A 25036-nucleotide genomic window follows, 5' to 3' on the forward strand; every position below is an offset into this window, starting at 1 on the left:
TGCTTTCCCCTCACCCGCCCTGTGCGACCGCACGACGCCGTGACGGCAGGGTCATGGCCAGCACGCCGGCAATGACGCAGACGAGCCCCACCCACATGGCAGGTGTCGGCATTTCCCCCAGAAACGCCATGCCGATGGCGACGCCGACCGGCACCCTGAGATAGGCCTGCGACGTCGTGCCGACGGAGCCCAGCGTCTGCATCAGCCGGAAATAGATCATGAAGGCGAGCGCGGTCGAAAAGATGCTGAGGCACAGTAGCGCCGTCAGTGAGGCCGCCGAAGGCGACAGCGTCCAGGGCCGGTCTACGATCAGGCTCACGGGCAACAGGAAAACAGCGCCGCAGATAAGCGAACCCGCTGCCGGCATGATCGGATCGAGCCCCTTGAAATTTTTACTGAAAATAGCCGCACAGGCATAGGAAAAAGCCGCCGTCAGCACGGCGAGCTGGCTCCATATCGCCTCCCCCGCGCCGCTCAGCGCTTCGACGCCGATGATGAGGCACACGCCCGTCATGCCGGCAATGGTGCCAAACAGCTTGCGCCCGCTGACCGGCTCATGGCGGATAACGAGTGCGGTGAGAAGAAAGGTGAAGATCGGCGTCGTCGCATTGAGAATGACGGCAAGACCGGCATCGATGCTCTGTTCCGCCCAGGCGATCAAGGTGAGGGGCAGAACGCTGTTGATGCAGGCCTGAATGAAGAACAGCCGCCACGTCGCCACATCCGTGGGCAGGCGCAGCCCGCGCAACCGGATCACCGCAAAGAGCAGCAGACCGGCGATCAGGGTTCTCGAGGCGATGAAGGTGATCGGCGGTATCGTCTCCACACCGATCTTGATGAAGGTATAGGATGCGGCCCACAGGGTGGACAACAGGGCGAGAAGCAGCAATTCGCGGGCGATGGGGTTCTGGGAGGTCACGGGTCGATTTTCCAACTGCGTTCAGGATGGCCCGTTCTTAACCCGAAAACAAGCATCTATGCTTCGGTCACGACCGAAGTTTCAATCCTCTTTTCAAAAAAGAAGCTCCGCACGGCGTGACCATGCGGAGCTTCTGCAAAAGAGATCGATGACGGCTCGGGCAATCAGGCCCGGCGCTCATCCACCGAGAAGGCGCCCGGACCGGCAACGAACAGATAGAGGAAGATGAAGCAGAACAGGATGGCGGCATCGCCACCGTTCAGGGCCGGGAAGAAATTGCTCGGCGCATGCGCCATGAAATAGGCGACCGCCATCTGGCCGGACAGGATGAAGGCGACCGGGCGTGTGAACAGGCCGATCAGCACGAGAATGCCGCCGACGAGTTCCAGAAGCGCCGCCACCAGCAGCATCGTCGGCAGGGAGCCATCCATCTGCGATGCCGGAAAACCGAACAGCTTCTGCGTTCCATGCGAAATGAAAAGCAGCGCCGTCATGATGCGCAGCGCCCCGAGTGCCTGCGGGCGATAGCGGGAAAGAGAGTCGAAAGTTGCCATGTTCATGTGTCCCCGTTGAAGTGGTGCCGCGCTCGATACAGTGCATTTACGCCTTTATGGATACACGTCTCGAACACCGGAAATCACGTTTCCGATATAGCAGAACTCCCTTAAATACAGAAAGGGAGGCATTCTACACATGGTTGATTTTCCAGCATAAAATTGACCGTCTGCCGAAAAAATCAACTCAAGGATACAGGCATTTTCTGGCGTGGCAAAGGCGGAAAAATCCGCCTGTTCCTCACGCCTGCAAGACGACGACCTTCGAACCGACCGGCACGCGGCTGTAAAGATCGATGATGTCGTGGTTCAGCATGCGGATGCAGCCGCTCGACATGGCGTGGCCGATGGATTGCGGCTGGTTGGTGCCATGCAGACGGAACATGGTGTCGTTGCCGCCGCGATAGAGATAGAGCGCGCGTGCGCCGAGCGGATTGTTCGGGCCGCCCGCCATGCCGCCGGCAAATTTCAGATTGCGCGGATCGCGGCGCATCATGTTCGCGGTTGGCGTCCAGGACGGCCATTCCGCCTTGCGGCCGATATAGGCATCGCCCTTCAGCGCAAGACCCTGCCGGCCGACACCGACGCCGTAACGCATGGCGCGACCATCGCCCATAACGTAATAAAGCCGCCGCGCCGGCGTATCCACCACGACCGTTCCGGCCGGGTGCTTGGTATCGTAGGTGACTTCCTGCCGGCGCAGTTCCGGCTTGACCTTGTCGAGATGCATGGCGGGAAGCGGGAATTTCTCCTCCGGCTTTGCCGCATAATTCAGCCTCTGCTGGCCGATGCCGGTATTCGCGCAGCCGGCCAGAAACAGCGGCAATCCGAACAGAACACCACGACGTGAAATAGACATGTAACCCCCGCCAAATCTTTGGATTAACGAGAGGTATAATTTTATGGTTAACAAAGCCCTAATATGAGGTTGTGGTAATTAGAGAATTTCCAGGAAAAGTGGAGACCGGTTGTCCGTCCGGAAATGCAGCAAAACAAAGAGTTAGAGCGCTGTCGCTGCTCGAAGAAAAGCGAAAAGGCTCTAACGTGCGACAACCGCTGCGGCAGGTTTGCGATTGGCGAGATAAACCCCCGTCACCGCCAGAACGGTGCCGGCAATCATGGCGGGCGTCAGCGTTTCGCCGAAAAGCAGTGCCGCTTCCACGGCCGCAAGCGGCGGCACGAGATAGATCAGCGAGGCGGCCCGCGAGACCTGCCCGCGTCGGATGAGATAAAGAAGCAGCGCCACGGCGCCGATGGAGATCGCACCCACCGACCAGGCAAGCGTGGCGGCAAGGCCGAGGCTCCAGTCCACATGCCCATCCTCCAGCAGAAGCGCGAAGGGCACGGTGACTAACAGCGCACCAACATATTGCAGCGTGGCCACCGCCATGATGTTTCCGCCATGGACATATTTCTTCTGGTAGAGCGTGCCATAGGTAACCGACGTCATGCCCAGCACATTCACCGCCACGGCGTAGAGCGGCACCGACAGGCCGACAGCACCGGTGGCCATGACCTTCGGCAGCACGGCAATGGCGATGCCGGCAAAGCCGATGAGCAGGCCGGCGCGCTGCAAGGGCGAGATCCTTTCGCCGATCATGTAGCGGGCGGCCACCGCCGTCATCAGCGGCTGCAGACCGGCGATGATGCCGCCGATCGCCGCCGGCACGCCCTGCCCTATCGCCCACCAGATCATGCCGAGATAAAGACCGTGCAGGAAGACGCCGGACAGGATCGCCCGGAAGAGATCGACACGCCGCTCAGGCCACTGGATAGAGGAAAAGCGGCAGATCGCCCACAGCAGCGCCCCCGCCAGCAGATAGCGCAGACAGAGAAAGGTCAGCGGTCCGGTATAATAGACCGCATATTTGGCGGTGACCCAGCCGGTCGACCAGAGAAAAACGAAGATGGCCGGAGCCAGACGGTCGAGCGACATGGGAACATCCCCTGTGCCGCACGATGCCCGTAACCGGACACGGTGCGGGAAAGGCGGCGAATTGATATTTCTGCGGCTTCACGCAAACCGGCGAATGATCGAACCGGGTGTTCAGCAAGGCGGTATCCACATCCCGACAAAAGGTCAAAGGTGTTTTCGTGATCGCATCTTTCAGATTTTCTGATGCGAAGCCCGATATTCATCAACCGAAAGCGACCGACCAAAATTTATGCATTCGCCCACGGCGCGCACAGCACCATCATACCACTACCGCCTTCGCCACCGCGCAACCAATTTGCCAATGCCGCATTTATAGGCTGAAACCGAAAAAACGCTTCTTTTTTAAAACTCTAGAGTGGTGAAAAATCTTCGCAGGGAGGTCCGCATAGTTCTTGCATTGCATTTGGCGTTGTATTCATATGGCAAAAAAGGGGACATCGAAGTTGGCATTTGACGAAATGATAAATGCGGACAACACGCCGCGAAGCCCATATGAAAACTATAACGAGTGGTACAGCCGACAGGACAGGGCGCACCTGATCCAGAAATCAAAAGACGCGGAAAACATCTTTCGAAAAACCGGTATTACTTTCGCAGTCTACGGCCATGCCGACAGTTCAGAAAAACTGATCCCCTTCGATATCATCCCGCGCATCATCTCCGGCCGCGAGTGGCGCAAACTGGCCCAGGGCATCGAACAGCGCGTCCTCGCCCTCAATGCTTTCCTCGACGATATCTACCACAAGCAGGAAATCATCCGCGCCGGCCGCATTCCCCGCGAAATCATCGAGAAAAACGAAGCCTTCCTGCCGGAAATGATCGGTTTCACCCCGCCCGGCGGCGTTTATACCCACATTGTCGGCACCGACATCGTCCGCACCGGCGAAGACCAGTTCTACGTTCTGGAAGACAATGCACGCACACCCTCCGGTGTCAGCTACATGCTGGAAAACCGCGAGACGATGATGCAGATGTTCCCGGAACTCTTCCATGAGAACCGGGTGCGGCGGGTGGAGGATTACCCCTATCTGCTGCGCCAGTCGCTCGCTTCGCTCGCCCCGCCCGGCTGTTCCGGCAAGCCGCGCGTCGCGGTGCTGACGCCCGGCATCTATAACTCCGCCTATTACGAACATTCCTTCCTCGCCGACATGATGGGCGTGGAGCTGGTGGAAGGCTCCGACCTGCGCGTCATGGACGGCAAGGTCAAGATGCGCACCACCCGCGGTTATGAGGCCATCGACGTGCTTTACCGCCGCGTCGATGACGACTTCCTCGACCCGTTGACCTTCCGGCCGGATTCGGCGCTTGGCGTGCCCGGCATCATGGATGTCTACCGCGCCGGCAACATCACCATCGCCAATGCCCCCGGCACCGGCATTTCCGACGACAAGGCGATCTATTCCTACATGCCCGAGATCGTCGAGTTCTATACCGGCCGCAAGCCGCTTCTGGAAAACGTGCCGACCTGGCGCTGTTCGGAGCCGGACAGCCTGAAATACGTGCTGGACAACCTCGCCGATCTCGTCGTCAAGGAAGTTCACGGTTCGGGCGGTTACGGCATGCTGGTCGGTCCCACCGCATCGAAAAAGGAACGGGCGCTCTTTGCCGAAAAGCTCAAAGCCCGCCCCTCCAACTATATCGCGCAGCCGACGCTGTCGCTTTCCACCGTGCCGATCATGGTCAAGAACGGCATTGCGCCGCGCCATGTCGATCTGCGCCCTTACGTGCTGGTGTCGGACAAGGTGAAGATCATTCCCGGCGGCCTGACCCGCGTCGCGCTCAAGCAGGGCTCGCTGGTGGTCAATTCCAGCCAGGGCGGCGGCACCAAGGATACATGGGTACTGGAGGACTAAGCCATGCTGGGCAGAACGGCAAACGGGCTCTACTGGATGTTCCGGTACATCGAGCGCGCTGAAAACATCGCCCGGCTGATCGATGCGGGTCTGCGCGTTTCACTGACGCGCTCGGGTAGCGGCGATGAAGACTGGGACGGCGTGCTGCAAAGTGCGGGAGTCCACGAGGCGTTTCTCGAAACGCATGACAAGGTAACGACGGCGGATGCGATCGATTATCTCCTGCGCGACAAGGCCAACCCGTCGAGCGTCCTCTCCTGCATCGAGGCGGGCCGCAACAATGCCCGCATGGTGCGCACCGCGCTGACGCGCGAGACATGGGAAGCGACCAACGAATTCTGGATAGAGCTGAAGACCAGTCTCGACCGCAGGATAAAGGCGGCGGACATGCCGCAAATCATCGATGGCATCAAACACCGCGCCGGCCTGGTGCGCGGCGCTTTCCACGGCTCGATGCTGCGCAACGATCTCTATAATTTCTCCCGCATCGGCACCTTCATCGAGCGCGCCGACAACACGGCCCGCATTCTCGACGTCAAATATTACGTGCTGCTGCCGGCGGTCGCGCATGTGGGGTCGTCGCTCGACAATGCGCAGTGGGAATCCATCCTGCGTTCGGTCTCGGCGCACCGCTCTTATGGCTGGGTCTACGATGCGGAATACAAGCCCTCCAACATTGCCGACTTCCTCATTCTCAATGGCCGCATGCCGCGCTCGCTGGCCTATTGTTATGAAAAGATCGCCAGCAACCTCAATTACATCGCCGAGGATTACAGCGAGAGGCACAAGGCGCACGACACGGCCGAGAGCATTCGCGACAGCCTGCGCGCGACCACCATCAGCCGGGTGATGGATGAAGGCTTGCACGAATTTCTGGAGAGATTTGTCAACCGCAACGGACAATTGGGACAGGAAATCACGGAAGGCTACCGCTTCTATCAATAAGCGCGTGGACGGGGACAGCTTATGCGTCTGAAAATCACCCATACGACGGAATATGTCTATGACGAGCCGATGCCCTATGCGTTGCAGCGGCTGCGCCTGACGCCACAGACCGGCCCGGGCCAGACGGTGGAGAACTGGGATGTCTCGGTCGATGGCGCCACCGTCGAAGTGGCCTATGACGACCATTTCGGCAACCGCGTTGCGCTGGTGGAAACGGAAGGTCCGCAGCAGCAGGTGAAGGTGGTGGCGAGCGGCACCGTGAACACCGAGGACAAGGCGGGCGTGTTCGGTTACCACATCGGCAATGCGCCGCTGTGGCTTTTCCTGCGCGAGACGCCGCGCACCAAACCGGGAAAGCTCGTGCGCGAACTGGTGAAGGTGAGCGCCGGCGACAGCGAGCTGGCCCGCCTGCATGACCTCATGGAAAATATTCACCGCAAGGTGGAGTATGTGCCGGGCGCGACCGATATCGAAACCACGGCGGAAACAGCGCTGGAAGCGGGCAAGGGTGTGTGCCAGGACCACGCCCATATCCTGATTTCCGCCGCCCGGCTGATGGGCCTGCCGGCCCGTTACGTTTCCGGTTATCTGATGATGGAAGAAGTGGAGGAACAGACGGCCACCCACGCCTGGGCCGAAGTGCATCTTCAGGGGCTCGGCTGGGTGGGCTTCGACGCCGCCAACAATATCTGCCCCGACGACCGCTATGTGCGCATCGCATCGGGCCTCTGCTACCGCGATTGCGCGCCGATATCTGGCATGCGCATAGGCCCCGCCGGTGAGACGCTGAATGTGTCGGTCACCGTGCAGCAATCGCAGGGCCAGAGCCAGTCGCAGAGTTGAGATGATGGCCGGCAGGGACGACGACACAATCGGCTTTTATACGGGTAACGCCGCGGCCTATACCTCGCGCGGGCAGGCGGCGGATCGCCCGCATCTGGAAACATTCCTGGCGCGGCTGCGAGAGGGTGCAAGCATTCTCGAGCTGGGGTGCGGCGGCGGGCAGGACAGCGAATTCATGCTGGCCGCCGGTTACGATGTCCACCCCACCGACGGAACGCCTGAAATCGCCAAAGCGGCGCAAGCCAGGCTCGGCATTCCCGTCCGGACATTGCTGTTCGAGGATATCGATGAGAGTGCGCGATATGACGGCGTCTGGGCCAATGCCTGCCTGCTGCATGTACCTCGCCCTGCCCTGCCGGGCATTATCGGCCGCATCCACACCGCGCTGAAGCGGGGCGGCGTTTTTTATGCCAGCTTCAAGGCAGGAGAAGCGGAAGGCCGCGACATGTTCGGCCGTTATTATAATTATCCTTCGAAGCCCTGGCTGGAAGACGTTTACAGACAGTTTGACTGGGCGGTGGTGGAGATCGAGGCAAGGCAGGGCAGCGGTTATGACAAACTCCCGACCGCATGGCTGCATGTGACGGCAACGAAACCCTGATCCGGCGCGACAACTTGACGGTTGCGAAACCCCGTCCCACCCGGTTTAATCCCCGCATCGATTTGAAAGCATGATCCGGCTTCAGCCTGCGGGAGGAAAGCCGGCCGGGGGACGGCTTTGTACAGCATTTCCGACTATCGCGACTGCCAGTCGCATGGACCCGTCATCGCCGAACGGGTCTGGACGGCATGGTGGCAGGATAGCGGCCTTCAGGTGGGCGACGTGGCCGATCACCTGAAGGACATGACCAACCCCCATACGCTGCCCACCGGCTTCGTCGCCCATGACGGCGGCGATTATGTCGGCTCCGCATTCCTCATCCATTGCGATCTGGAAGAACGTCCGCAATATCTGCCCTGGGTCGCAGCCCTGTGGGTGGAAGAAGACCGCCGGCGCTCGGGCGTGGCGCGAGCCTTGATGCAGGCCGCGACGCAAAGGGCAGCCGAACTTGGCCACGAGACCAGCTATCTCTGCTGCCAGCGGGGTCTCGAAGCCTATTATGTCAACTGCGGCTGGACCGTTCTGGAACGTGGCGTCGGCAAACACGACCTGACGGTGCTGACCTGCACAACAGACAAATAGGTTTCCGCCGCGATCCGCCGCCGGAAACCCCTGACCCGCCGGGAGGAACCATGCAACCGCCAACCGCCATTATGGAAACCGCGCTCTACACCGACGATCTCGACGCCGCCGAAGCCTTTTACCGGGATGTTTTTGGGCTGGAAGTGGTGCGCAGGCTGCCGGGGCAATTCATCTTCTTCAAGTGCGGGCAGCAGATGCTGCTGCTCTTCGACCCCGAGCAATCCCGCCGGGCCGACCCCGACAATCCGATCCCCCGCCACGGCGCGGTGGGGCAAGGTCATTTCTGCTTTTACGCCAGAGACAAGTCCGAGGTGGACGGCTGGAAGGCGCACTTCGAAGCGCTCGGAATTCCCATCGAACATTATCACCGTTGGCCGAATGACAGCTATTCCGTCTATATCCGCGATCCGGCTGGTAATTCGGTGGAGGTTGGGGAAGGCAAACTGTGGGGGTTCGGGTAAGCCCAATACCCGGAAGAAACGCTATGAAGAACATTTTTGTCGTCACGCACACTCAGTCCATCCACCATGTCGAAAACAAGGTGGGGGGTTGGTATGACACCCAGCTGACACCCAAAGGCGTGGCAGATGCGGAAGCAACAGCTGCCAAGCTTATGACCTTGATTGGCAGTGCATCAATCGAAATCTTCAGTTCCGATCTTCTCCGGGCCTCCCAGACTGCGGCAATCGTTGCTGAACATCTCAAGCGCCCTTTTGAAATAACAAATGACCTGCGAGAAATCAGCTACGGTTCGGCTGGCGGCATGCCACAGGAATGGCTCGACGCCCGCCAAATCCCCGCTCAGGACCACAATCGGATGGATCACCGAGGCGGAATCGCCGATGCCGAAACGAGACGTGAGGTGGCGGAAAGAGTGTATCGCTCTGTTAACACCATTATTTCGCGGCCATGCCCAACACAGATCATCGTTACCCATGGCTTTGCCCTTACCTTCGTCATCGCAGCATGGATCAAGATGCCAATAGAAAGCGCCGGCTATGTCAGCTTTCCGGCGCGGTCTGGAAGCATTACTCACCTAAGACAAGATGACTATTGGCAAAGTCGATCCGTTATTGCTTTGGCGGATGTTTCCCACCTGAAGGCAAACTGTGGGGGTTCGGGTGAGGCAAGCGCCTGAAAGTTGCCCGACGCACAAAGGGATAATCGGATGAAAGAGCTATCATCTGGCGTCATCCTCAGGCTTGTCCCGAGGATCTATCCACGTCGCGTAAAATCAATCGGTCGCAGATTCTCCGGACAAGCCCGAGGATGACGTCGAGGGAGGGATGACCCGCCCCCGACCATTTTTCACGCGCAGTCCCCAGATCAGATCTGGCGAACGGTGATCTCTTCTTCCGCATCCACAGCCAGCGGGTTCTTCAGCGGCAGGCCGAAGCCGGCGGCTTCGATCTCGAAGACGTCGCCCGCTTCCGGCTTGATGCCTTCTGCGAAGGAGAGCGTCGCAGTGCCGAACATGTGCACATGGACGTCGCCGGGCGCGCGGAACAGGCCGTATTTGAAGTGGTGATATTCGAGGTTCGCGAAGGTGTGGGACATGTTGTCCTCGCCCGAAACGAACGGCTTTTCGAAGATGACCTTGTCGCCACGACGGATGCGCGATGTGCCGCGAATATCCGACGGCGGGGCACCGACGCGGATTTCCGGGCCGAAGCTTGCAGGACGCAGCTTGGAATGGGCGAGATAGAGATAGTTGATCCGCTCGGTAACGTGATCGGAAAATTCGTTTGAGACGGCAAAGCCGATGCGAACCGCTTCACCCTTGTCGGAGATCACATAGATGCCGGCCATCTCAGGCTCTTCGCCGCCATCGAGCGCGAAGGAGGGAGAGGTGAGCGCCGCACCCGGTGCTGCCGCCACATGGCCGTTGCCCTTGTAGAACCACTCGGGCTGAACGCCCTTTTCACCGGCCTTGGGCTTGCCGTTTTCGAGACCCATGCGGAACATCTTCATGGAGTCCGTCAGGCTTTCTTCCGCCGCTTCCGTGGTCTTCTTGTGCATGCTGTCGCGGGTCGCGGCGGAGCCAAGGTGAGTAAGCCCTGTGCCGGTCAGATGCAGATGAGCCGGATCGGGATGGGTGATCGGCGGCAGGAAACGGCCTTCGGCATAGGCCTTTTCGAGATCGACGGCATCGCCGAGACCATGGGCGGAAATGACATCGGCAAGGCTCTTGCCGCCATTGGCGGCTTCCATGGCAAGCGCATAAACCGACGCCGCACCCTTGACGGCCTGCGCCTGCCCGCCTTCTTCGCGAACGGCTACGGTGATCTTGCCACTGGCATCTTTGATCTGTGAAATGAGCACGGGATTTCCTTCCTCCGGCGCAACGCGCCTTTATCTCTTCTACGCGGCGCATAAGGCCTGCATCTTATGAAAGTGGCCGGAAACCGGCCACTTTTTGGACTGCGATAGGGGTGAGCCGATCAGCCCTTGTTCTTGTTGTAAACGTCGAAGAACACGGCGGCGAGCAGCACGAGGCCCTTGACCATCTGCTGGAAATCGATGCCGAGACCGACGATCGACATGCCGTTGTTCATGACGCCCATGATGAAGGCGCCGATGACCGCACCGGTGATCTTGCCAACGCCGCCGGATGCCGAAGCGCCACCGATGAAGCAGGCCGCGATAACGTCAAGCTCGAAGCCCACACCCGCCTTCGGCGTCGCCGAGTTGAGGCGTGTCGCGATGATCATGCCGGCAAGACCGGCCAGAACGCCCATGTTGACGAAGGTCAGGAAGCTCAGGCGTTCGGTATTGATACCGGAAAGCTTGGTCGCCTTTTCATTGCCGCCCATGGCGTAGATGCGACGGCCGATGGTGGTGCGGCGGGTCACGAAGCTGTAGAGCGCAACGAGAACAAGCATCACGATCAGCACGTTGGGCAGGCCGCGATAAGTGGAAAGCTGGTAGCCGAGGAACAGGATCGCGGCCGAGATCAAAAGGTTCTGGGCGATGAAAAAACCGAAAGGCTCGACATCGATACCGTGCTTCACGTTCACGACGCGACGGCGCCATGCGAGATAGAACAGCACGACGGTAATCAAGACCGTCAGGATCATCGAGGTGGTGTTGAGACCTTCAATACCACCGATATCAGGCAGGAAGCCGGTGCTGATGATCTGGAAATCGGTCGGGAACGGACCGATGTTCTTGCCGCCGAGCACGAACAGCGTCAGGCCGCGGAACACCAGCATGCCCGCCAGCGTCACGATGAACGACGGGATGCGGTGATAGGCGATCCAGTAACCCTGTGCAGCACCGATGATGCCGCCGATGACGAGACAAATCAGCGCCGCAAGGAACGGGTTCATGCCCCATTGCACGGTCAATATGGCCGCTATCGCGCCGACAAAGGCGACGATGGAGCCGACCGAGAGGTCGATATGCCCGGCCACGATGACGAGCAGCATGCCCAGCGCCATGATGACGATGAACGAGTTCTGCAGGATGAGGTTGGTCAGGTTCACAGGGCGGAACAGGATGCCGCCGGTGTAGAACTGGAAGAAAACCATGATGGCGACGAGTGCGATCAGCATACCGTATTCGCGAATATTGGCGCGAATATAGGACGAGATCGAGACGACGTTACTTTCTTCGTTTGTGGTGTTTGCCGAACTCATGAGTTCTTCTCCCCTGAGCGCATGATAGCGCGCATGATGCTTTCCTGGCTCGCCTCTCCCTTCGGCAATTCAGCGACGATGCGGCCTTCGTTCATGACGTAGATGCGGTCGCAATTGCCGAGCAGTTCGGGCATTTCCGATGAGATCATCAGAACGCCTTTGCCGTCGGCAGCGAGCTGGTTGATGATGGTGTAGATTTCATATTTCGCGCCGACATCGATACCGCGGGTCGGTTCATCGAGGATCAGCACGTCAGGATTGGAGAACAGCCACTTGGAGAGCACGACCTTCTGCTGGTTGCCGCCCGAAAGATTGACCGTTTCCTGAAAGATACCCGATGAGCGGATGCGCAGGCGCGTGCGAAAATCGCTCGCCACCTTCATTTCCTTGATGTCGTCGATGATGCTGGCACTCGACACGCCGGCCAGATTGGCAAGCGTGGTATTGTGCAGGATGTTGTCGTTGAGCACGAGACCGAGATGTTTGCGGTCTTCCGTGACATAGGCAAGACCGGCATCGATCGCCTTGCGCACGGTGCTGACGTCCACGGGCTTGCCGTCGATCAGCACTTCGCCGCTGATCTTGTGGCCATAGGACTTGCCGAACACGCTCATCGCGAATTCGGTGCGCCCCGCGCCCATCAGACCGGCAATGCCGACGACTTCGCCCTTGCGCACGGTAATGTTGATGTCGTGCAGAACCTGGCGGTCACGATGCTGCTGGTGATAGGCGTTCCAGTTCTTGACTTCGAGAATGGTCTCGCCGATCGGCACATCGCGCGGCGGATAACGGTCTTCGAGATCGCGCCCCACCATGTTGCGGATGATGACATCCTCGCTGATTTCTTCCTTGTGACAGTCGAGCGTCTTCACCGTCATGCCGTCGCGCAAAACGGTGATCTGGTCGGCCACCTTGCGCACTTCGTTCAGCTTGTGGGTGATGATGATCGAGGTCATGCCCTGATTGCGGAATTCCATCAGGAGATTGAGCAGCGCCTCGGAATCGCTCTCGTTGAGCGAAGCCGTCGGCTCATCGAGAATGAGCAGCTTCACGCTCTTCGACAGCGCCTTGGCGATTTCGACCAGCTGCTGCTTGCCCACACCGATATCGGTGATCAGCGTCTCGGGCGATTCCTTCAGACCCACCTTCTTTAAAAGTTCGCGGGTACGGTTGAAGGTCTGCTGCCAGCTGATGACGCCGTTCGAAGCGACCTCGTTGCCAAGGAAGATGTTTTCCGCAATCGACAGAAGCGGCACGAGCGCCAGCTCCTGGTGAATGATGATGATACCAATATCTTCACTGTCGTTGATGGCGCGAAAATTCCGCACTGCGCCTTCATAGTGGATTTCGCCCTCATAGGTGCCGGCGGGGTAAACACCGGAAAGGACCTTCATCAAGGTCGACTTTCCCGCGCCGTTCTCACCGACGAGTGCGTGGATCTCACCCTCTTTAACCTTGAGGTTGACGTTCTCAAGCGCTTTCACGCCCGGAAACGTCTTGGTGATGTTCCGCATTTCGAGAATGGTATTGGCCATATCGCAATCCAGCGCCCGATTAATTCCGGCGTTTTTATTTTTATGGAAAAACGGGGATGACGCCAAGTCATCCCCGCATGTGTGTCGAGCTTATTTCAGCTGGTCTTCCTTGTAGTAACCGCCATCGACGAGAACCTGCTTGTAGTTCTCCTTGGTCACTGCAACAGGCTTCAGCAGGTAGGACGGAACGACCTTGACGCCATTTTCATAGGTCTTGGTGTCGTTTACCTCAGGCTCCTTGCCTTCCATCACGGCGTTGACCATGTTCACGGTCACCTTGGCGAGTTCGCGGGTGTCCTTGAAGATGGTGGAGTACTGTTCGCCGGCAATGATCGACTTGACCGAGGGAACTTCAGCGTCCTGACCGGAAACGACCGGCAGCGGCTGGTCCTTCGTGCCATAACCAACGCCCTTCAGCGAGGAGATGATGCCGATGGAGAGACCGTCGTAAGGCGACAGAACGGCGTCAACCTTGGCGTCGGTGTAATAAGCGGACAGCAGGTTGTCCATGCGGGCCTGGGCCGTTGCCGGGTCCCAACGCAGCGTACCGACCTTGTCCATGCCGGTCTGGCCGGACTTCACGACGAGCTTGCCGCTGTCGATGTAAGGCTGGAGAACCGACATCGCGCCGTCATAGAAGAAGAAGGCGTTGTTGTCGTCCGGGGAGCCGCCGAAGAGCTCGATGTTGAACGGACCCTTGCCGTCCTTCAGGCCGAGCTTGTCGACGATCGAAGTCGCCTGCAGAACGCCAACCTGGAAGTTGTCGAAGGTGGCGTAGTAGCTGACGTCGCCGCTGTTACGGATGAGGCGGTCATAAGCGATGACCTTGATGCCCTGCTCGCCGGCCTGCTTCAGCACGTCCGACAGCGTCGTGCCGTCGATCGATGCGATCACGAGGACCTTGACGCCCTTGGTGACCATGTTTTCGATCTGGGAAAGCTGGTTCGGAATATCGTCATCGGCATATTGCAGGTCGGTCGTGTAACCGGCTTCCTGAAGCTGCTTCACGATGTTGTTGCCGTCGTCGATCCAGCGTGCGGACGACTTGGTCGGCATGGCGATACCAACGGAACCCTTGTCCTGTGCGAAAGCCGGCACTGCGAAAGAAGCAGCACCGATGGCACAAGCCGCCATCAGCGAAATAATGGACTTCATTAACTCTCTCCCTTGAGCCCTTCTCTGGAGCCCGCATGCTGCGGTGCACCATGAAATTCATGCCGTCAGAGGAAGAAGCCGCATTGCGCTCACCCCGATTTCGCAATTGCGAAATGGAACAGCTGCCGCTCCTCCCCGGCATTCCGCAAATTGTTCTGAATCCATATAACTGTCAAATAGAATAAATCAGTTTCCATATATCAATTATGATATATTAAATCGATACAAAAACCGATGAGGGGTATAAAACCACGAATGAACAACCAAAAAGTGTATGAGCAGGCGCAAACAACGGATGCCCTTTTCGTCTTTGAGGACAACCCTTTGCTGCGGGCCGGATTGAAGATGAGCCACCTGCGCATGCTGGTCATGATCGAGGAGCACGGGCAGGTCAGCGCGGCGGCCGCCGCCATGAACATGACGCAGCCGGCCGCCTCTCGCATGCTCTCGGAAATGGAGGCGATCGTCAAATCACCCCTTTGTCAGCGGGCCTCGCGCGGCGTGGTGCTGACGAAATTCGGCGAGGCGCTGGCGCGGCGGGCACGCACCATATTGCTGGAACTGCGCGAGGCGAGCCGCGAGCTGAACCAGATGAAATCCGGTAGCGGCGGCTCGGTCTATATCGGCGCCGTCACAGCACCTGCGATCAGCCTCGTGGTCCCCGCCATAAGGCGTGCTATGGACACTTATCCCGGCATCGAAATCAACGTGCAGGTGGAAAGCAGCAACGTGCTGGCCCGCGAACTGCTGGCGGCCCGGCACGATTTCATCATCGGCCGGATACCGGACGATTTCGATCCCGGCCTCTTTTCCATCCATGAAATCGGCATAGAGCGCGCCTGTCTTGTGGTGCGCGAAGGCCACCCGCTGCTTCGCGGCGAGCCCGTGACGCTGCAGGATCTCTCCGGTTACGACTGGGTCTTCCAGCCGCCCGGCGCGCTTTTGCGCAGAACCATGGAGGATGTGTTCCTCACCCATGGCGTCGCCATGCCGCGCAACGTCATCAACACGCCATCCGTGGTGCTCACCCTTGCACTTGTCTGCAACACGGACGCCATCGCCCCGATCGCGCAGGACATGGCCGAATTCGTTGCCGGCCAGCAGGCCGATATCGGCCGAACCCGGATATTGCCGACGGATTTCGAGCTCGTCGTAAAGCCTTACAGCATCATCACCACCAAGGGCCGTGTTTTGCCGCCCAGCGCCCGCCTGCTCTACGATCTGGTTCTGGATGAAAGCCGCAAGCTGACCGGCCCGTGACGGCGGCAAGCCAGACACCACCTTCATGATCCATAAAGGCCGGATAGTCAGACCGGCGAGGGAAAAGCCGCATGCTCTTCGGACAATCCGTTTTCCAGTCGGTCGTCGACAGGCTGAAACACGAAAAAGAAACGGAAGAGGAAGGCGCCGAGCCGCCACCGCCTGCCGGCCACCGCATTGCCGGTTTCAGCTCGGGCTTCGTTATCGATACACATATTGAAACGCCGCCGCCCGCTAACGGCAATCTCGATGCCTATCTCGCCTTCCTGGCCGACCCCGCACCACCGCCCGAACCGGAGCCCGAACCGGAACCGATGCCGGCCCATCTCGAAAAGACGTCGCTTGCCGATGTTTCGGCGGAACTGGCGATCCACGACACCGACACGGCCGCAACGCTTGCGGAAAAGCGCCGCGCCTTTGCCCGCCTCAATCATCCCGACCGGGTGAAACCGCAGTTCCGGCACAATGCGACGCTGCGCATGACGGCGGCCAATCTCCTGATCGACCAGGCGATACGGATGCTGCGGGCGCGGGAGCATTTCCGGTAAAGCGCCGGACGGCCTTATCTCGTAAAATACATGAAACGAAAGACAGGAAGCGCTTCAGCCCACATCGTTCTTGTCGGTGGGCGCGCTTTCGGCGGCAGGCTCATCCGCACCATTTCCGCTTTTGGCAGCATCGCTTGCGGGTTTGAACTTCAGCAGCAATTCATAGGCCGCATAAGCGCCGATGCCGGCAACGATGGTTCCCCAGAAAAACTCGCGATTGACGAATTCGATGACGGCCCACGCGGCGCAAAAGCCGACGATGAGCAACCGGACCCATAGGGGACGATAAAGCGGATGACTCGTATCGATATTCAGCATGGCATTCCCGTCCCGGGCCTTTCCAGTCGATCGCATGATTGCGGTTCCACGTCCAAAGGCGTGAAGATGCTTATGCGTCTTGGCGGTTTCACAGGAAAATTGCAACGCAATTCAGCCCCGCTGCCGATCAGGCTGGCGTGAAAGACCCGCGCAGGAAGACCGTCGCCGGTGCCGAAGGCAATGGCAAGACGGAACACCCGCGTCACAGGCCGCACCCTGCGGCGGCCAGCGCCCGGATTGCCCCGCTGTCGTCGAAGCTCAGTCGCGCAGGCGTCCGAGCAGCGCCAGAAGCTGGTCGCGGGCCTTCTTGCCGCCGATCCTGTCGATCAGCTTTTCCTCACGATCCCGCCAGGTGTTGGAAAGCCGGTCGAGGAGGCTGCTGCCCTCCTCCGTCATGTCGAGGAAATGAACGCGCCTGTCCTCTTCCGATTTGCGGCGGACGAGCAGTCCCTTCTCTTCCATGCTATCGACGATGGCGACGAAATTGGCGCGCTGTATGCCGAGCGCTTCGGCCACATCGCTCTGCTTGAGACCCGGATTGCCGCCGACGATGACGAGTACGGAAAAATCAGCCGGCCGCAATCCCTGCTCCGCCAGCACATCGGCAAAACCGTTTGCCACGGCAAGTTGCGAGTGCCGCAAATGATAGCTGATCGCAGTCGTCAGCAACCCATAGTCGATAGCCGTGATATGCGCCGCTTCCGCGCTGCCGCTTTCGGCCTTTTCCGTCCGCGGCCCGTTGCTGTGTGCCAATCGCAAAGCCATCCGATCCCCCGCCTGATTCGTTCCTTTACCTTGTCGAAATTATAACCGACAACGTCATGAAACTGTATCCCAAATAAATGTAGATGATACTAATATTGTATAATAATTTGACAGTTAATCGCCGGAAAAGCAAATCCGGACTCTGTATGGTCACCCCGCCAACGAAAAAAGTATGACTATTTACCCGCCAATTTTGAGGGGATAAAATCGCGTCCCGCGCCGTATTTGAAAGGTGTTGCCCTCATCCGACCGCCTCTTCGTGAAAGCGGCAAAACAGCGGCCCGCCCCGGCAATAACATACTACTTATAAGGGAAACCCTGTTCCGGCAAAAAGACAATACGTCAAACGACGCATCGCCCTACCACCGCGCAAAGACCCGCGACCACCCCAAAACAGGCCCCGCACCCCACCCCGCCCAAAAACAGGCAACGTTTCGCAAATCTCTGATTTTTAGACATTGATGCGAAAACAAAGCTGGGGTATGAACCAACCGCTGCACGCGATTCAAGCGTGACCGCTGCACCCGTAGCTCAGCTGGATAGAGTGTTGGATTCCGATTCCAAAGGTCACAGGTTCGAATCCTGTCGGGTGCGCCATTTCTCAGGGGCTTCAGCGTTTCATACGACCCCTGAAACAATCCCAGGAAGCCTGTCGAGGATGAGCGTCGAGAGCCTCGGGTGAAGCGAACCGGCGAAGGCTGCGTCAAAAAGACCCTGCCTGAATCCCTAAAATGACGTTGTTGAAGCAACCATTTTAAGATAGCGCTAGCCAGGCAGATTTCGTCAAGTAATAGACTGGAAATACTAAAATGATGGATTGGGATTGGGTGGATTTCTTCCCTATAGTCTTCCTTCCGTTCAAGATTATCGTGCTGGGTACGGGCATGTACTTCGCCATCAAGTGGCATCACGATCAAGCGAAGAAAGAAAAAGAAACCAACGGAGGGTAAGTGCCCGCCGAACCGCCCTCGACGCGTCAGATCAGTCGGCCGACATCAAGATCGTTTGCGGATGCCCGCACAGATGCGTGTTTGCTGCCGTCACCGTGAGACATCAAGATCGGCGGCCTACCAGCCCGCATGGCGCAGAACGCCGTAATCATGGTCACCGACCGCGAAATTGGCGCCGCCCGCGTCGCAGGCCATGTCGATACCATACTGCTTGGTCACGCCCTTTATGGCGTCGCGCTGCTCGCGATAATCCTCGGATGCGCGCAGTTCCTCAAGCGTTCGGCCACTCCAGGCAATTACTTTCTTGACCGCCTGTTCATCGACCTTCCACTGCGCGCAGGGATTGCTGCGATGATAATCGGCCTCTGCCATCGCCGATGCACCCCACAGGGCGCGCGATTCCATGTCCATGGCCAATGCCGGCTCCAGCCTGCCGGCGAGCAGAAGCGTCCCTGCGACGATGGGCAAGAGGTGCCGCCTGAATGATGACGTGTAACAAAAACGACTGAACATGTTCCTCAACCCCACGGCCGCTTTGATCTTCGCCTGAACAGCCGGAAAGATTCCGGAAAGATCGCTGCGCGCGCATCAACGCCAAAACCCACCTTCGCAAAACGACGTCGCGAGAAACCACTCTTTTCCGCGAGTCTCGCGACTTATTAAGTTCAATGCATCGAACAAAGTAAATCGAGCATGAATATGCTCAGGCCCGGCAGCAAAAAGTTCGGATTTCACCAGATGGATGTTTTCTCGCGTGAACCGATGCTGATGCCCCTCCCGGCGATGGCGTCGATGCGGATGATTGACCCGGGGAGAAGATGTCGGGGGTCACGCGATGGACATCGATTTTACCGGAACGGCTCTCGATTGCGCCGCATTGCCGTTGAACGCCGGCGGGGATGTCTCCCCGCCGAAACGCATGTTGGAAACGGATCGCCGCTCAGAACTCCTGCCAGTCGCCCTTCGATGTATCGACGGCGGCATTGCCCGAAAACGCCGAGGCGATCTTGCGGCCCAGTGCACGGACGGGAGAGGCGACATATTTGTCGCTACCACCGGCGCTGCGGACCGGCGCAGGCTGGCTCTTTGGCTGATACGCGCCATCGGCGAGCCGGAACTGGGAGAGCAGCTGGTTGAGCGACGCCACTTCCTTGGCGAGGCTGTGGCTTGCGGCGTTGGTTTCTTCCACCATGGCCGCATTTTTCTGCGTGTCCTGATCCATCTGGTTGACCGCCGTATTGATCTGCTGCAGTCCGGAAGACTGTTCCTGCGCGGCCTCTACGATGGAGACGACGTGCCGGTTGATTTCCTGCACTTCCGAAACGATGGTCGCCAGCGCCTTGCCGGTGTCGCCCACCAGCTGAACGCCCTGCTGCACCTGATCGTTCGAGGCGTTGATCAGCGCCTTGATCTCCTTGGCGGCATGGGCGGAGCGCTGGGCAAGCTCACGCACTTCCTGCGCGACGACGGCAAAACCCTTGCCGGCCTCGCCCGCACGCGCGGCTTCCACGCCGGCATTCAGCGCCAGAAGGTTTGTCTGGAAGGCGATCTCGTCGATCACACCAATGATGTTGCTGATCTCATTGGCGGATTTGGCGATCTGCTCCATGGCGACCACGGCGCGGCGCACCACATCGCCGGATTGTTCGGCGCCCGCCTTGGCACGGCTGACGATCAGGCCCGCCTCCTGCGCACGCTTGGTGGAATCCCTGACTGTCGTGGTGATTTCTTCCAGAGCGGCGGCGGTTTCCTCCACGGCCGCAGCCTGCTGTTCGGTGCGCTTGGCCAGATCGTCGGCGGCAGATTTGATCTCGTCCGCACCCGCGCCGATGCCGCTGGCGTTCTGGGCCACCTTGGTCAGGGCCGCCTGCAGCTTTTCGGCGGACATGTTGAAATCGTTACGAACGGCGTCGAGCGTGGCGGTGAACGGCTGGCCGATGCGATAGGAAACATCGCCTTCCGAAAGCTTGGCGAGACCGGCTGCGAGATTGTCGACGGCGAACTTGACGTCGGCCGCTTCTCTTGCCTTCTGCTGCTCGCGCTCCATCCGGTCTTTCTCCGAGAGGCTGCGATTGGCTTCGGTTTCCTGCTCGAGACGAATGCGCTCGATGGCGTTTTCACGGAAGACCTGCACGGCCTTCGCCATCTGACCCACTTCGTCGCGGCGCGTCATGCCGTCGATTTCCGTCGCCGTCTCTCCGCCGGCAAGCGACACCATGCGCTCGCGCAGGCGGGCGATCGGGGTTGTGATGCCGCGGGACGCCACGAACAGCGCCAGAATGATGCCGACCGCAAATGCGATGCCGACAACCACCAGCGAGGTGAAGATGGTCGAATTGGTCTGGTCCGTCAGTTCGTCGCTTCCCTGGACGACGCCCTCGGCAAGCTTGTCCAGCAGCGCCGTCATGGCAACCGAGGTCGCGTGAATGGAGGCGTCCGCCTTGAGCAACTGGGCAGCGGATTCGTCATTACGGTTTGCCATACCAAGTTCGACAGCCTTATCCGTCATGGCGGTTATGGCCTGCGACTGAGCGATGAAGGCTTCCATGGCGGCGGACTCTTCGGGAAAAACAGTTTTCACATTATTGAGACGCTGGAGGAGCGCGCCCTTGCTGTCACTGTAGGCCTGCTTGGCGGCCTTTATCTCCAGCCCGTTCCCGTCATACGCCATGACCTGATAGGCGCCATAGGCCAAGGCAATCAGATTTCGGTTGGCACGCGCAAGCTCCACCAGAGCTGCGTTGTCGTTGGCGATAAAGAGCGAGTAGGCCGTGTCCGCTTCCTTGTAGCGGGTGGACATGAAGGCGGCGGCGCCAAGGCCGACGATGCAGAGCGGCAGAATGAGCGACAGGATTTTGGTGCGGATACTGGCGTTTTGAAGAAACGACACGGAAAGCCTCACGTCATTGAAAAAACCGCTCCTTCCCCGTGCCGGAGGTGTTCGGCAAGACTGACATTGCACGTCGAACGCCCCGATCATCGAGACTTCACTAGCCGCATCATAGGCTCTGGCCGCATCTGCATCATGCATGCGCCGCAGAAAACCGCCTGTCCCTTCCAATACGGCGAGGCCGCTCACCACGGTTGGCGCGGTGACCCGCCAGCAGACGGAAACGCCAGGCCGAATTCCCTGAAAAAAAGCGGAAGCGAGCGAATTTTCAGCCGTCGCTCCCGGTTATTTTCCAGTAAAATGATTATAGTCAAAAACTTTACAATTTCTTCACGCCACGGCGGGCAAAGCGCCGGTTTTTTTGCCCCCGCAGACCGGTCGTCAACCGCCCGGCGCAAAGGGCCGCGCCCTTCGCGTGGCCGCCCATCGCTGAACGATGGCGGCAATGCTGGCCCTTGCGCGCCAGCGTCCCGGCAAGATTAAAAATCCAGATGGCGTATTCCGCAACGCTGCCGGAAAACATCCGAAGCGCCGGCAGAACGTGGCGTCAAAAGTGACGCCGGGCGTTCAGGCCGCCGCGCGCCGCAGCGCTGTCGCAACCGTGTGGATATGCGCCGCACCAATGCCGCAGCAGCCGCCGATCATGGTCGCGCCCGCATCCGCCCAGGAGCAGGCAAAACGGGAATAGACATCGCCGGTCAGATCCGCGCGCGTGCCATGCAGCCCTTCATTGGCGGCGGAATCGCCCTGCTCGCCTTCGAAGGCATTGGCGTAGACGCCGATTTCCAGCGAAACAGCCTTTTCCGCGAAGACGGCGGCGGCCGTCTCGACGGCGGCCTTCATGACTTCCGGCTTGCTGCAATTGAACAGAAGCGCGGCGGCACCCGATTGCGCTGCCCATTCGGCGGCCGCCCTGACCGTTTCACCGGAGCGAAGCGCGGGCTCGCCGCCGGCCGCAGCCGCATCGTCGTTGAGCGTGAAGGAAATCCAGAACGGTTTGCCGGTTGCGGCAACGGCCTCGCGCACCGCCTCACCCTCGGCGATCAGGCTGAGCGTCTCACCGAGCCAGACATCGACATGAGGCGCGAGATTGTCGACCAGCACCTTCAAATAAGCCTGCACCCGCGTGGCATCGAAATTCTGCGGCTCATAGGAACCGAAAATCGGCGGCAGCGAACCCGCCACCAGCACCCTGCGGCCGGAAGCATCCGCCGCTTCGCGCGCCAGCCTGCCGGAAAGAGCGATCAGCGATGCGCCATCCGTCTGGAAACGCTCTTCGCCGATGTGGAAGGGGACGAGCGCATAAGAATTGGTGGTGACGACATCGGCGCCGGCTTCGATGAATTCCGCATGCACCTGCCGCACGATATCGGGCGCGTCGATAAGCGCCAGCGCCGACCATTCCGGCTGTTTCAGCTCGGCCCCGAGCCGCTGCAATTCGCGGCTCATGCCGCCGTCGAGGATACGGATTGTGCTCATGGTCATACTCCCTGAGTGTTTATCGCCTGACCGGCACCTGCTGTTCGACAAGGCCGAAACAGCGGGCGATGATGGCGGTGAGAATGAGATAGAAGACGGTGACGACGATCAGCGGCTCATAGACCAGAAGCGTATCCTGCCGCACCTTGTAGGCGACGGCGTAGAGGTCCATCACCGTCACGGTGAAAGCAAGCGGCGTGGCCTTCAGCTGCATCACCACCTCACCGGCAATGGTCGGCAGCGCGATGCGGATGGCGCGCGGCAGCCAGATGCGGCGAATAAGGGTGAAACCGCCCATGCCGAAAGCCCTGCCCGCCTCCAGCTCGCCTTTCGGCACCGCCAGCAGCGCGCCGCGCAGAACTTCCGCCTCATAGGCCGCATAATTCAGCGTGAAGCTGACGGCCGCAAAGAAGAACCCTTCGCGCAGCACCGGCCACATGAAGCTCTGGCGCAGGCCGGGGATCATCGGCAGAAGCGAGCCGACGCCGTAATAAAGCAGCCAGAGCTGGATGAGCAGCGGCGTGCCCCGGAAGAAGGTGCAATAGGCCCGCGCCAGGATTTTCGTCATCCGCCCGCCGCTCACCTGCGCAAAGGCAAGCCCGATGGCCAGAAGAAACCCGATGCTGACGGAGATGGCGAGCAGCGCCACGGTCTGCCATGCACCCGAAAGAAGCAGCGGCCAATATTTCGCGACCCATGAGAAATCCATGCCGTTCCCTCCTCAGGCCAGCGCCGGCTGGCCGCGCCGCACGCGGCGCTCGATCAGCGAAAAAACGAGGTTCGAAACGAGCGTGATGGCAAGGTAAAGCAGGGCGGCGGCAAGGAAGAACAGGAAATATTGCTTGGTGCTGGCCCCGGCGAGACGCGTCGCGAGCGCCAGTTCCTGATAACCGACGACCGCCACCAGAGCGCTATCCTTGGTCACCGCAAGCCAGAGATTGCCGAGCCCCGGCAAGGCGTTCGGCAAAAGCGCCGGCAAGACCACCCGGCGGAAACGTAAGGCCGGCGACATGCCGAAGGCGCGCGCCGCCTCGATCTGGCCGCTCGGAATGGCAAGGATCGCACCGCGCAGCACCTCGGTCATATAGGCCCCCTGCACGAAACCCAGAACCGCAACGGCGGCAACGAAACCGTTCACCTCCAGCGGCGGCATGCCGGCGAGCAGCAGCAGCCGGTTGAGGCCGTCCGTACCGGCATAATAAAGCCCGACGATGAGGATCAGCTCGGGAACGGCGCGGATCGCGGTGGTATAGAGGTTGAGCAGCAGGCCAAGCGGCCTGTTGCCCGAAAGCTTGCCGAGCGCCCCGGCCATGCCGATGGCAAGGCCGATCAGATAGGCGCCGGCGGAAATGGCAAGCGTCGACGCCGCACCCTTCAACAGGGTGCCGCCCCATCCCGGAGGATAGGGAGACAGAAGTTGCAACGTGGTTTCAAGGCTTGCCATATGCGTGACCGATCAGACCGAATTACTGTCCGTAAATATTGAAGCTGAAGTACTTCCTGGTGATCTCGTCATATTTGCCGCTGGCGCGCACGGCGGCGATTGCCGCATTCAGCTTGGCCTTGAGTTCGGTGTCCTCCTTGCGCAGGCCGCCGGAAACGCCGAGACCGAGGATCTCCTTGTCGTCGGCGACATCGCCCATGTCGGCGCAGCAATCCTTGCCCGCATCGCTCTTCACGAAAGCGTCGAGAACGATGGAATCGCCGAAGACATAATCGATGCGGCCGGCCGCGAGATCCTGAAACGCCTCGTCCAGCGTCTGGTAGGTCTTCTCATCGGCGACACCGGCGAAATATTTCTTGTAATATTCGGACTGGATGGTGGCCACCTGAATGCCGATGGTCTTGCCCTTGACGTCCTCGGCCGTCGCACCCGCCTTTTCGCCCTTGGCGCCGATCAGCTTGCTCGGTGTGTTGTAATATTTATCGGTGAAATCGATGATCTTCTGACGCTCTTCCGTGTTCGACATGGACGACCAGATGACGTCGAATTTCTTCGTCTGCAGCGCCGGGATGAGGCCATCCCAGGAGAGCTCGACGATCGAGCATTTTTCCTTCATTTCCGCGCAAACGGCGTCCATGAGGTCGATTTCCCAGCCCTGCCACTTGCCGCTGGCATCCTTGGCGAAGAAGGGCGGATAGGCCTCGTTCATGATGCCGAAACGCACGTCGGCGCTGGCGGTGAAGGCGGAAAACGCAAATGCCGTTCCGGCAAGCAGCGTGGCGAAAAATTTCATTCAAGTCTCTCCTGTTAAATACGGATTG

The 25036-nt window shown here is 59.5% G+C and carries 27 protein-coding genes and 1 tRNA gene; 11 read left to right on the plus strand and 17 right to left on the minus strand.

Features of this window, described 5'->3' with window-relative positions:
- Positions 1-10: 10 nt before the first annotated feature.
- The 4 genes from F3H58_RS02870 to F3H58_RS02885 form a co-directional block, all read right to left on the minus strand.
- Complete coding sequence (locus F3H58_RS02870; protein WP_149741136.1) at positions 11-919, minus strand: DMT family transporter; 909 nt, start codon at positions 917-919, stop codon at positions 11-13.
- 164 nt (positions 920-1083) lie between these two features.
- Positions 1084-1473 (minus strand): DoxX family protein, encoded by a 390-nt coding sequence (locus F3H58_RS02875; RefSeq protein WP_003520528.1) that lies wholly within the window; start codon positions 1471-1473, stop codon positions 1084-1086.
- Positions 1474-1714: 241 nt separating this feature from the next.
- Positions 1715-2332, minus strand: coding sequence for a L,D-transpeptidase (locus F3H58_RS02880; protein WP_149741137.1), 618 nt, complete (start codon positions 2330-2332; stop codon positions 1715-1717).
- A 180-nt stretch (positions 2333-2512) separates the two neighbouring features.
- Positions 2513-3409 (minus strand): DMT family transporter, encoded by an 897-nt coding sequence (locus F3H58_RS02885; protein WP_149741138.1) that lies wholly within the window; start codon positions 3407-3409, stop codon positions 2513-2515.
- A 443-nt stretch (positions 3410-3852) separates the two neighbouring features.
- Here F3H58_RS02885 and F3H58_RS02890 point away from each other — a divergent pair, with 443 nt between their 5' ends.
- The 7 genes from F3H58_RS02890 (at position 3853) to F3H58_RS02920 (ending at position 9371) form a co-directional block, all read left to right on the plus strand.
- Complete coding sequence (locus F3H58_RS02890) at positions 3853-5262, plus strand: circularly permuted type 2 ATP-grasp protein (protein ID WP_188128742.1); 1410 nt, start codon at positions 3853-3855, stop codon at positions 5260-5262.
- A gap of 3 nt (positions 5263-5265) precedes the next feature.
- Positions 5266-6207, plus strand: a complete 942-nt coding sequence (locus F3H58_RS02895; protein WP_149741139.1) for an alpha-E domain-containing protein — start codon at positions 5266-5268, stop codon at positions 6205-6207.
- Positions 6208-6228: 21 nt separating this feature from the next.
- Complete coding sequence (locus tag F3H58_RS02900) at positions 6229-7050, plus strand: transglutaminase family protein (RefSeq protein ID WP_149741140.1); 822 nt, start codon at positions 6229-6231, stop codon at positions 7048-7050.
- Positions 7051-7054: 4 nt separating this feature from the next.
- Complete coding sequence (locus tag F3H58_RS02905) at positions 7055-7651, plus strand: class I SAM-dependent methyltransferase (protein ID WP_149741141.1); 597 nt, start codon at positions 7055-7057, stop codon at positions 7649-7651.
- Between the two features lie 117 nt (positions 7652-7768).
- Positions 7769-8233 carry a GNAT family N-acetyltransferase gene (locus F3H58_RS02910; protein ID WP_149741142.1) on the plus strand — a complete coding sequence of 155 codons (465 nt, stop codon included), beginning with the start codon at positions 7769-7771 and terminating at the stop codon, positions 8231-8233.
- A 50-nt stretch (positions 8234-8283) separates the two neighbouring features.
- The gene (locus tag F3H58_RS02915) at positions 8284-8694 is read left to right on the plus strand and encodes a VOC family protein (protein WP_149741143.1); all 411 of its coding nucleotides are present in this window, start codon (positions 8284-8286) and stop codon (positions 8692-8694) included.
- Positions 8695-8717: 23 nt separating this feature from the next.
- On the plus strand, positions 8718-9371 hold the full coding sequence (locus tag F3H58_RS02920) for a histidine phosphatase family protein (RefSeq protein ID WP_149741144.1): 654 nt from the start codon (positions 8718-8720) through the stop codon (positions 9369-9371).
- Positions 9372-9559: 188 nt separating this feature from the next.
- On the opposite strand, the gene araD1 is transcribed toward F3H58_RS02920, so the two are convergent.
- The 4 genes from araD1 to chvE form a co-directional block, all read right to left on the minus strand.
- The gene (araD1, locus tag F3H58_RS02925; RefSeq protein ID WP_149741145.1) at positions 9560-10555 is read right to left on the minus strand and encodes a 2-keto-3-deoxy-L-arabinonate dehydratase AraD1; all 996 of its coding nucleotides are present in this window, start codon (positions 10553-10555) and stop codon (positions 9560-9562) included.
- Between the two features lie 119 nt (positions 10556-10674).
- On the minus strand, positions 10675-11871 hold the full coding sequence (gene gguB, locus F3H58_RS02930) for a sugar ABC transporter permease GguB (protein WP_078051715.1): 1197 nt from the start codon (positions 11869-11871) through the stop codon (positions 10675-10677).
- On the minus strand, positions 11868-13406 hold the full coding sequence (gguA, locus tag F3H58_RS02935; RefSeq protein ID WP_149741146.1) for a sugar ABC transporter ATP-binding protein GguA: 1539 nt from the start codon (positions 13404-13406) through the stop codon (positions 11868-11870). The genes gguB and gguA overlap by 4 nt, the downstream gene beginning before the upstream one ends.
- A 90-nt stretch (positions 13407-13496) precedes the next feature.
- Positions 13497-14561 carry a sugar ABC transporter substrate-binding protein ChvE gene (chvE, locus tag F3H58_RS02940; protein WP_065655068.1) on the minus strand — a complete coding sequence of 355 codons (1065 nt, stop codon included), beginning with the start codon at positions 14559-14561 and terminating at the stop codon, positions 13497-13499.
- Positions 14562-14816: 255 nt separating this feature from the next.
- On the opposite strand from chvE, the gene F3H58_RS02950 reads away from it, so the two are divergent.
- Together F3H58_RS02950 and F3H58_RS02955 are read left to right on the plus strand one after the other, a co-directional pair.
- On the plus strand, positions 14817-15821 hold the full coding sequence (locus F3H58_RS02950) for a LysR family transcriptional regulator (protein ID WP_020808912.1): 1005 nt from the start codon (positions 14817-14819) through the stop codon (positions 15819-15821).
- Between the two features lie 71 nt (positions 15822-15892).
- On the plus strand, positions 15893-16369 hold the full coding sequence (locus F3H58_RS02955; protein ID WP_065655069.1) for a hypothetical protein: 477 nt from the start codon (positions 15893-15895) through the stop codon (positions 16367-16369).
- Between the two features lie 54 nt (positions 16370-16423).
- Here F3H58_RS02955 and F3H58_RS02960 read toward each other — a convergent pair whose 3' ends face one another.
- Positions 16424-16687 carry a hypothetical protein gene (locus F3H58_RS02960; RefSeq protein ID WP_149741147.1) on the minus strand — a complete coding sequence of 88 codons (264 nt, stop codon included), beginning with the start codon at positions 16685-16687 and terminating at the stop codon, positions 16424-16426.
- A gap of 258 nt (positions 16688-16945) precedes the next feature.
- Positions 16946-17452, minus strand: a complete 507-nt coding sequence (locus F3H58_RS02965; protein WP_003520548.1) for a MarR family winged helix-turn-helix transcriptional regulator — start codon at positions 17450-17452, stop codon at positions 16946-16948.
- 520 nt (positions 17453-17972) lie between these two features.
- Here F3H58_RS02965 and F3H58_RS02970 point away from each other — a divergent pair.
- Positions 17973-18049 (plus strand) — tRNA-Arg (locus F3H58_RS02970).
- A gap of 212 nt (positions 18050-18261) precedes the next feature.
- A complete protein-coding gene (locus tag F3H58_RS02975) occupies positions 18262-18402 on the plus strand; it encodes a hypothetical protein (protein WP_149741148.1) in 141 nt (46 codons plus the stop codon).
- Between the two features lie 117 nt (positions 18403-18519).
- Here the strand turns inward: F3H58_RS02975 and F3H58_RS02980 are convergent, their stop codons facing one another.
- The 7 genes from F3H58_RS02980 to F3H58_RS03010 all read right to left on the minus strand — a co-directional run bounded on the left by F3H58_RS02980 (position 18520) and on the right by F3H58_RS03010 (position 25008).
- On the minus strand, positions 18520-18870 hold the full coding sequence (locus F3H58_RS02980; protein ID WP_286168991.1) for a hypothetical protein: 351 nt from the start codon (positions 18868-18870) through the stop codon (positions 18520-18522).
- 472 nt (positions 18871-19342) lie between these two features.
- Positions 19343-21292 (minus strand): methyl-accepting chemotaxis protein, encoded by a 1950-nt coding sequence (locus F3H58_RS02985; RefSeq protein ID WP_149741149.1) that lies wholly within the window; start codon positions 21290-21292, stop codon positions 19343-19345.
- A gap of 319 nt (positions 21293-21611) precedes the next feature.
- Positions 21612-21815: a hypothetical protein gene (locus F3H58_RS02990; protein ID WP_149741150.1), complete on the minus strand. Its 204-nt coding sequence runs from the start codon at positions 21813-21815 to the stop codon at positions 21612-21614.
- 44 nt (positions 21816-21859) lie between these two features.
- Positions 21860-22771: a homocysteine S-methyltransferase family protein gene (locus F3H58_RS02995; protein WP_149741151.1), complete on the minus strand. Its 912-nt coding sequence runs from the start codon at positions 22769-22771 to the stop codon at positions 21860-21862.
- Positions 22772-22790: 19 nt separating this feature from the next.
- Positions 22791-23480: an ABC transporter permease gene (locus tag F3H58_RS03000; RefSeq protein WP_149741152.1), complete on the minus strand. Its 690-nt coding sequence runs from the start codon at positions 23478-23480 to the stop codon at positions 22791-22793.
- Between the two features lie 12 nt (positions 23481-23492).
- On the minus strand, positions 23493-24215 hold the full coding sequence (locus F3H58_RS03005) for an ABC transporter permease (protein ID WP_078051708.1): 723 nt from the start codon (positions 24213-24215) through the stop codon (positions 23493-23495).
- A gap of 22 nt (positions 24216-24237) precedes the next feature.
- Complete coding sequence (locus tag F3H58_RS03010) at positions 24238-25008, minus strand: transporter substrate-binding domain-containing protein (protein WP_080815993.1); 771 nt, start codon at positions 25006-25008, stop codon at positions 24238-24240.
- Positions 25009-25036 lie beyond the last annotated feature (28 nt).

Source organism: Rhizobium sp. NFACC06-2 (assembly GCF_900101425.1).
GTDB classification, from domain to species: Bacteria; Pseudomonadota; Alphaproteobacteria; order Rhizobiales; family Rhizobiaceae; genus Agrobacterium; species Agrobacterium leguminum.

Coding starts and splice junctions, on each gene's coding strand:
- F3H58_RS02875 (WP_003520528.1), bottom strand. CDS start 1,473: ATGGCAACTTTCGACTCTCTTTCCCGCTATCGCCCGCAGGCACTCGGG.
- F3H58_RS02880 (WP_149741137.1), bottom strand. CDS start 2,332: ATGTCTATTTCACGTCGTGGTGTTCTGTTCGGATTGCCGCTGTTTCTG.
- F3H58_RS02885 (WP_149741138.1), bottom strand. CDS start 3,409: ATGTCGCTCGACCGTCTGGCTCCGGCCATCTTCGTTTTTCTCTGGTCG.
- F3H58_RS02895 (WP_149741139.1), top strand. CDS start 5,266: ATGCTGGGCAGAACGGCAAACGGGCTCTACTGGATGTTCCGGTACATC.
- F3H58_RS02900 (WP_149741140.1), top strand. CDS start 6,229: ATGCGTCTGAAAATCACCCATACGACGGAATATGTCTATGACGAGCCG.
- F3H58_RS02905 (WP_149741141.1), top strand. CDS start 7,055: ATGGCCGGCAGGGACGACGACACAATCGGCTTTTATACGGGTAACGCC.
- F3H58_RS02915 (WP_149741143.1), top strand. CDS start 8,284: ATGCAACCGCCAACCGCCATTATGGAAACCGCGCTCTACACCGACGAT.
- F3H58_RS02920 (WP_149741144.1), top strand. CDS start 8,718: ATGAAGAACATTTTTGTCGTCACGCACACTCAGTCCATCCACCATGTC.
- gguB (WP_078051715.1), bottom strand. CDS start 11,871: ATGAGTTCGGCAAACACCACAAACGAAGAAAGTAACGTCGTCTCGATC.
- gguA (WP_149741146.1), bottom strand. CDS start 13,406: ATGGCCAATACCATTCTCGAAATGCGGAACATCACCAAGACGTTTCCG.
- chvE (WP_065655068.1), bottom strand. CDS start 14,561: ATGAAGTCCATTATTTCGCTGATGGCGGCTTGTGCCATCGGTGCTGCT.
- F3H58_RS02950 (WP_020808912.1), top strand. CDS start 14,817: ATGAACAACCAAAAAGTGTATGAGCAGGCGCAAACAACGGATGCCCTT.
- F3H58_RS02955 (WP_065655069.1), top strand. CDS start 15,893: ATGCTCTTCGGACAATCCGTTTTCCAGTCGGTCGTCGACAGGCTGAAA.
- F3H58_RS02960 (WP_149741147.1), bottom strand. CDS start 16,687: ATGCTGAATATCGATACGAGTCATCCGCTTTATCGTCCCCTATGGGTC.
- F3H58_RS02965 (WP_003520548.1), bottom strand. CDS start 17,452: ATGGCTTTGCGATTGGCACACAGCAACGGGCCGCGGACGGAAAAGGCC.
- F3H58_RS02975 (WP_149741148.1), top strand. CDS start 18,262: ATGATGGATTGGGATTGGGTGGATTTCTTCCCTATAGTCTTCCTTCCG.
- F3H58_RS02990 (WP_149741150.1), bottom strand. CDS start 21,815: ATGTTTTCCGGCAGCGTTGCGGAATACGCCATCTGGATTTTTAATCTT.
- F3H58_RS02995 (WP_149741151.1), bottom strand. CDS start 22,771: ATGAGCACAATCCGTATCCTCGACGGCGGCATGAGCCGCGAATTGCAG.
- F3H58_RS03000 (WP_149741152.1), bottom strand. CDS start 23,480: ATGGATTTCTCATGGGTCGCGAAATATTGGCCGCTGCTTCTTTCGGGT.
- F3H58_RS03005 (WP_078051708.1), bottom strand. CDS start 24,215: ATGGCAAGCCTTGAAACCACGTTGCAACTTCTGTCTCCCTATCCTCCG.
- F3H58_RS03010 (WP_080815993.1), bottom strand. CDS start 25,008: ATGAAATTTTTCGCCACGCTGCTTGCCGGAACGGCATTTGCGTTTTCC.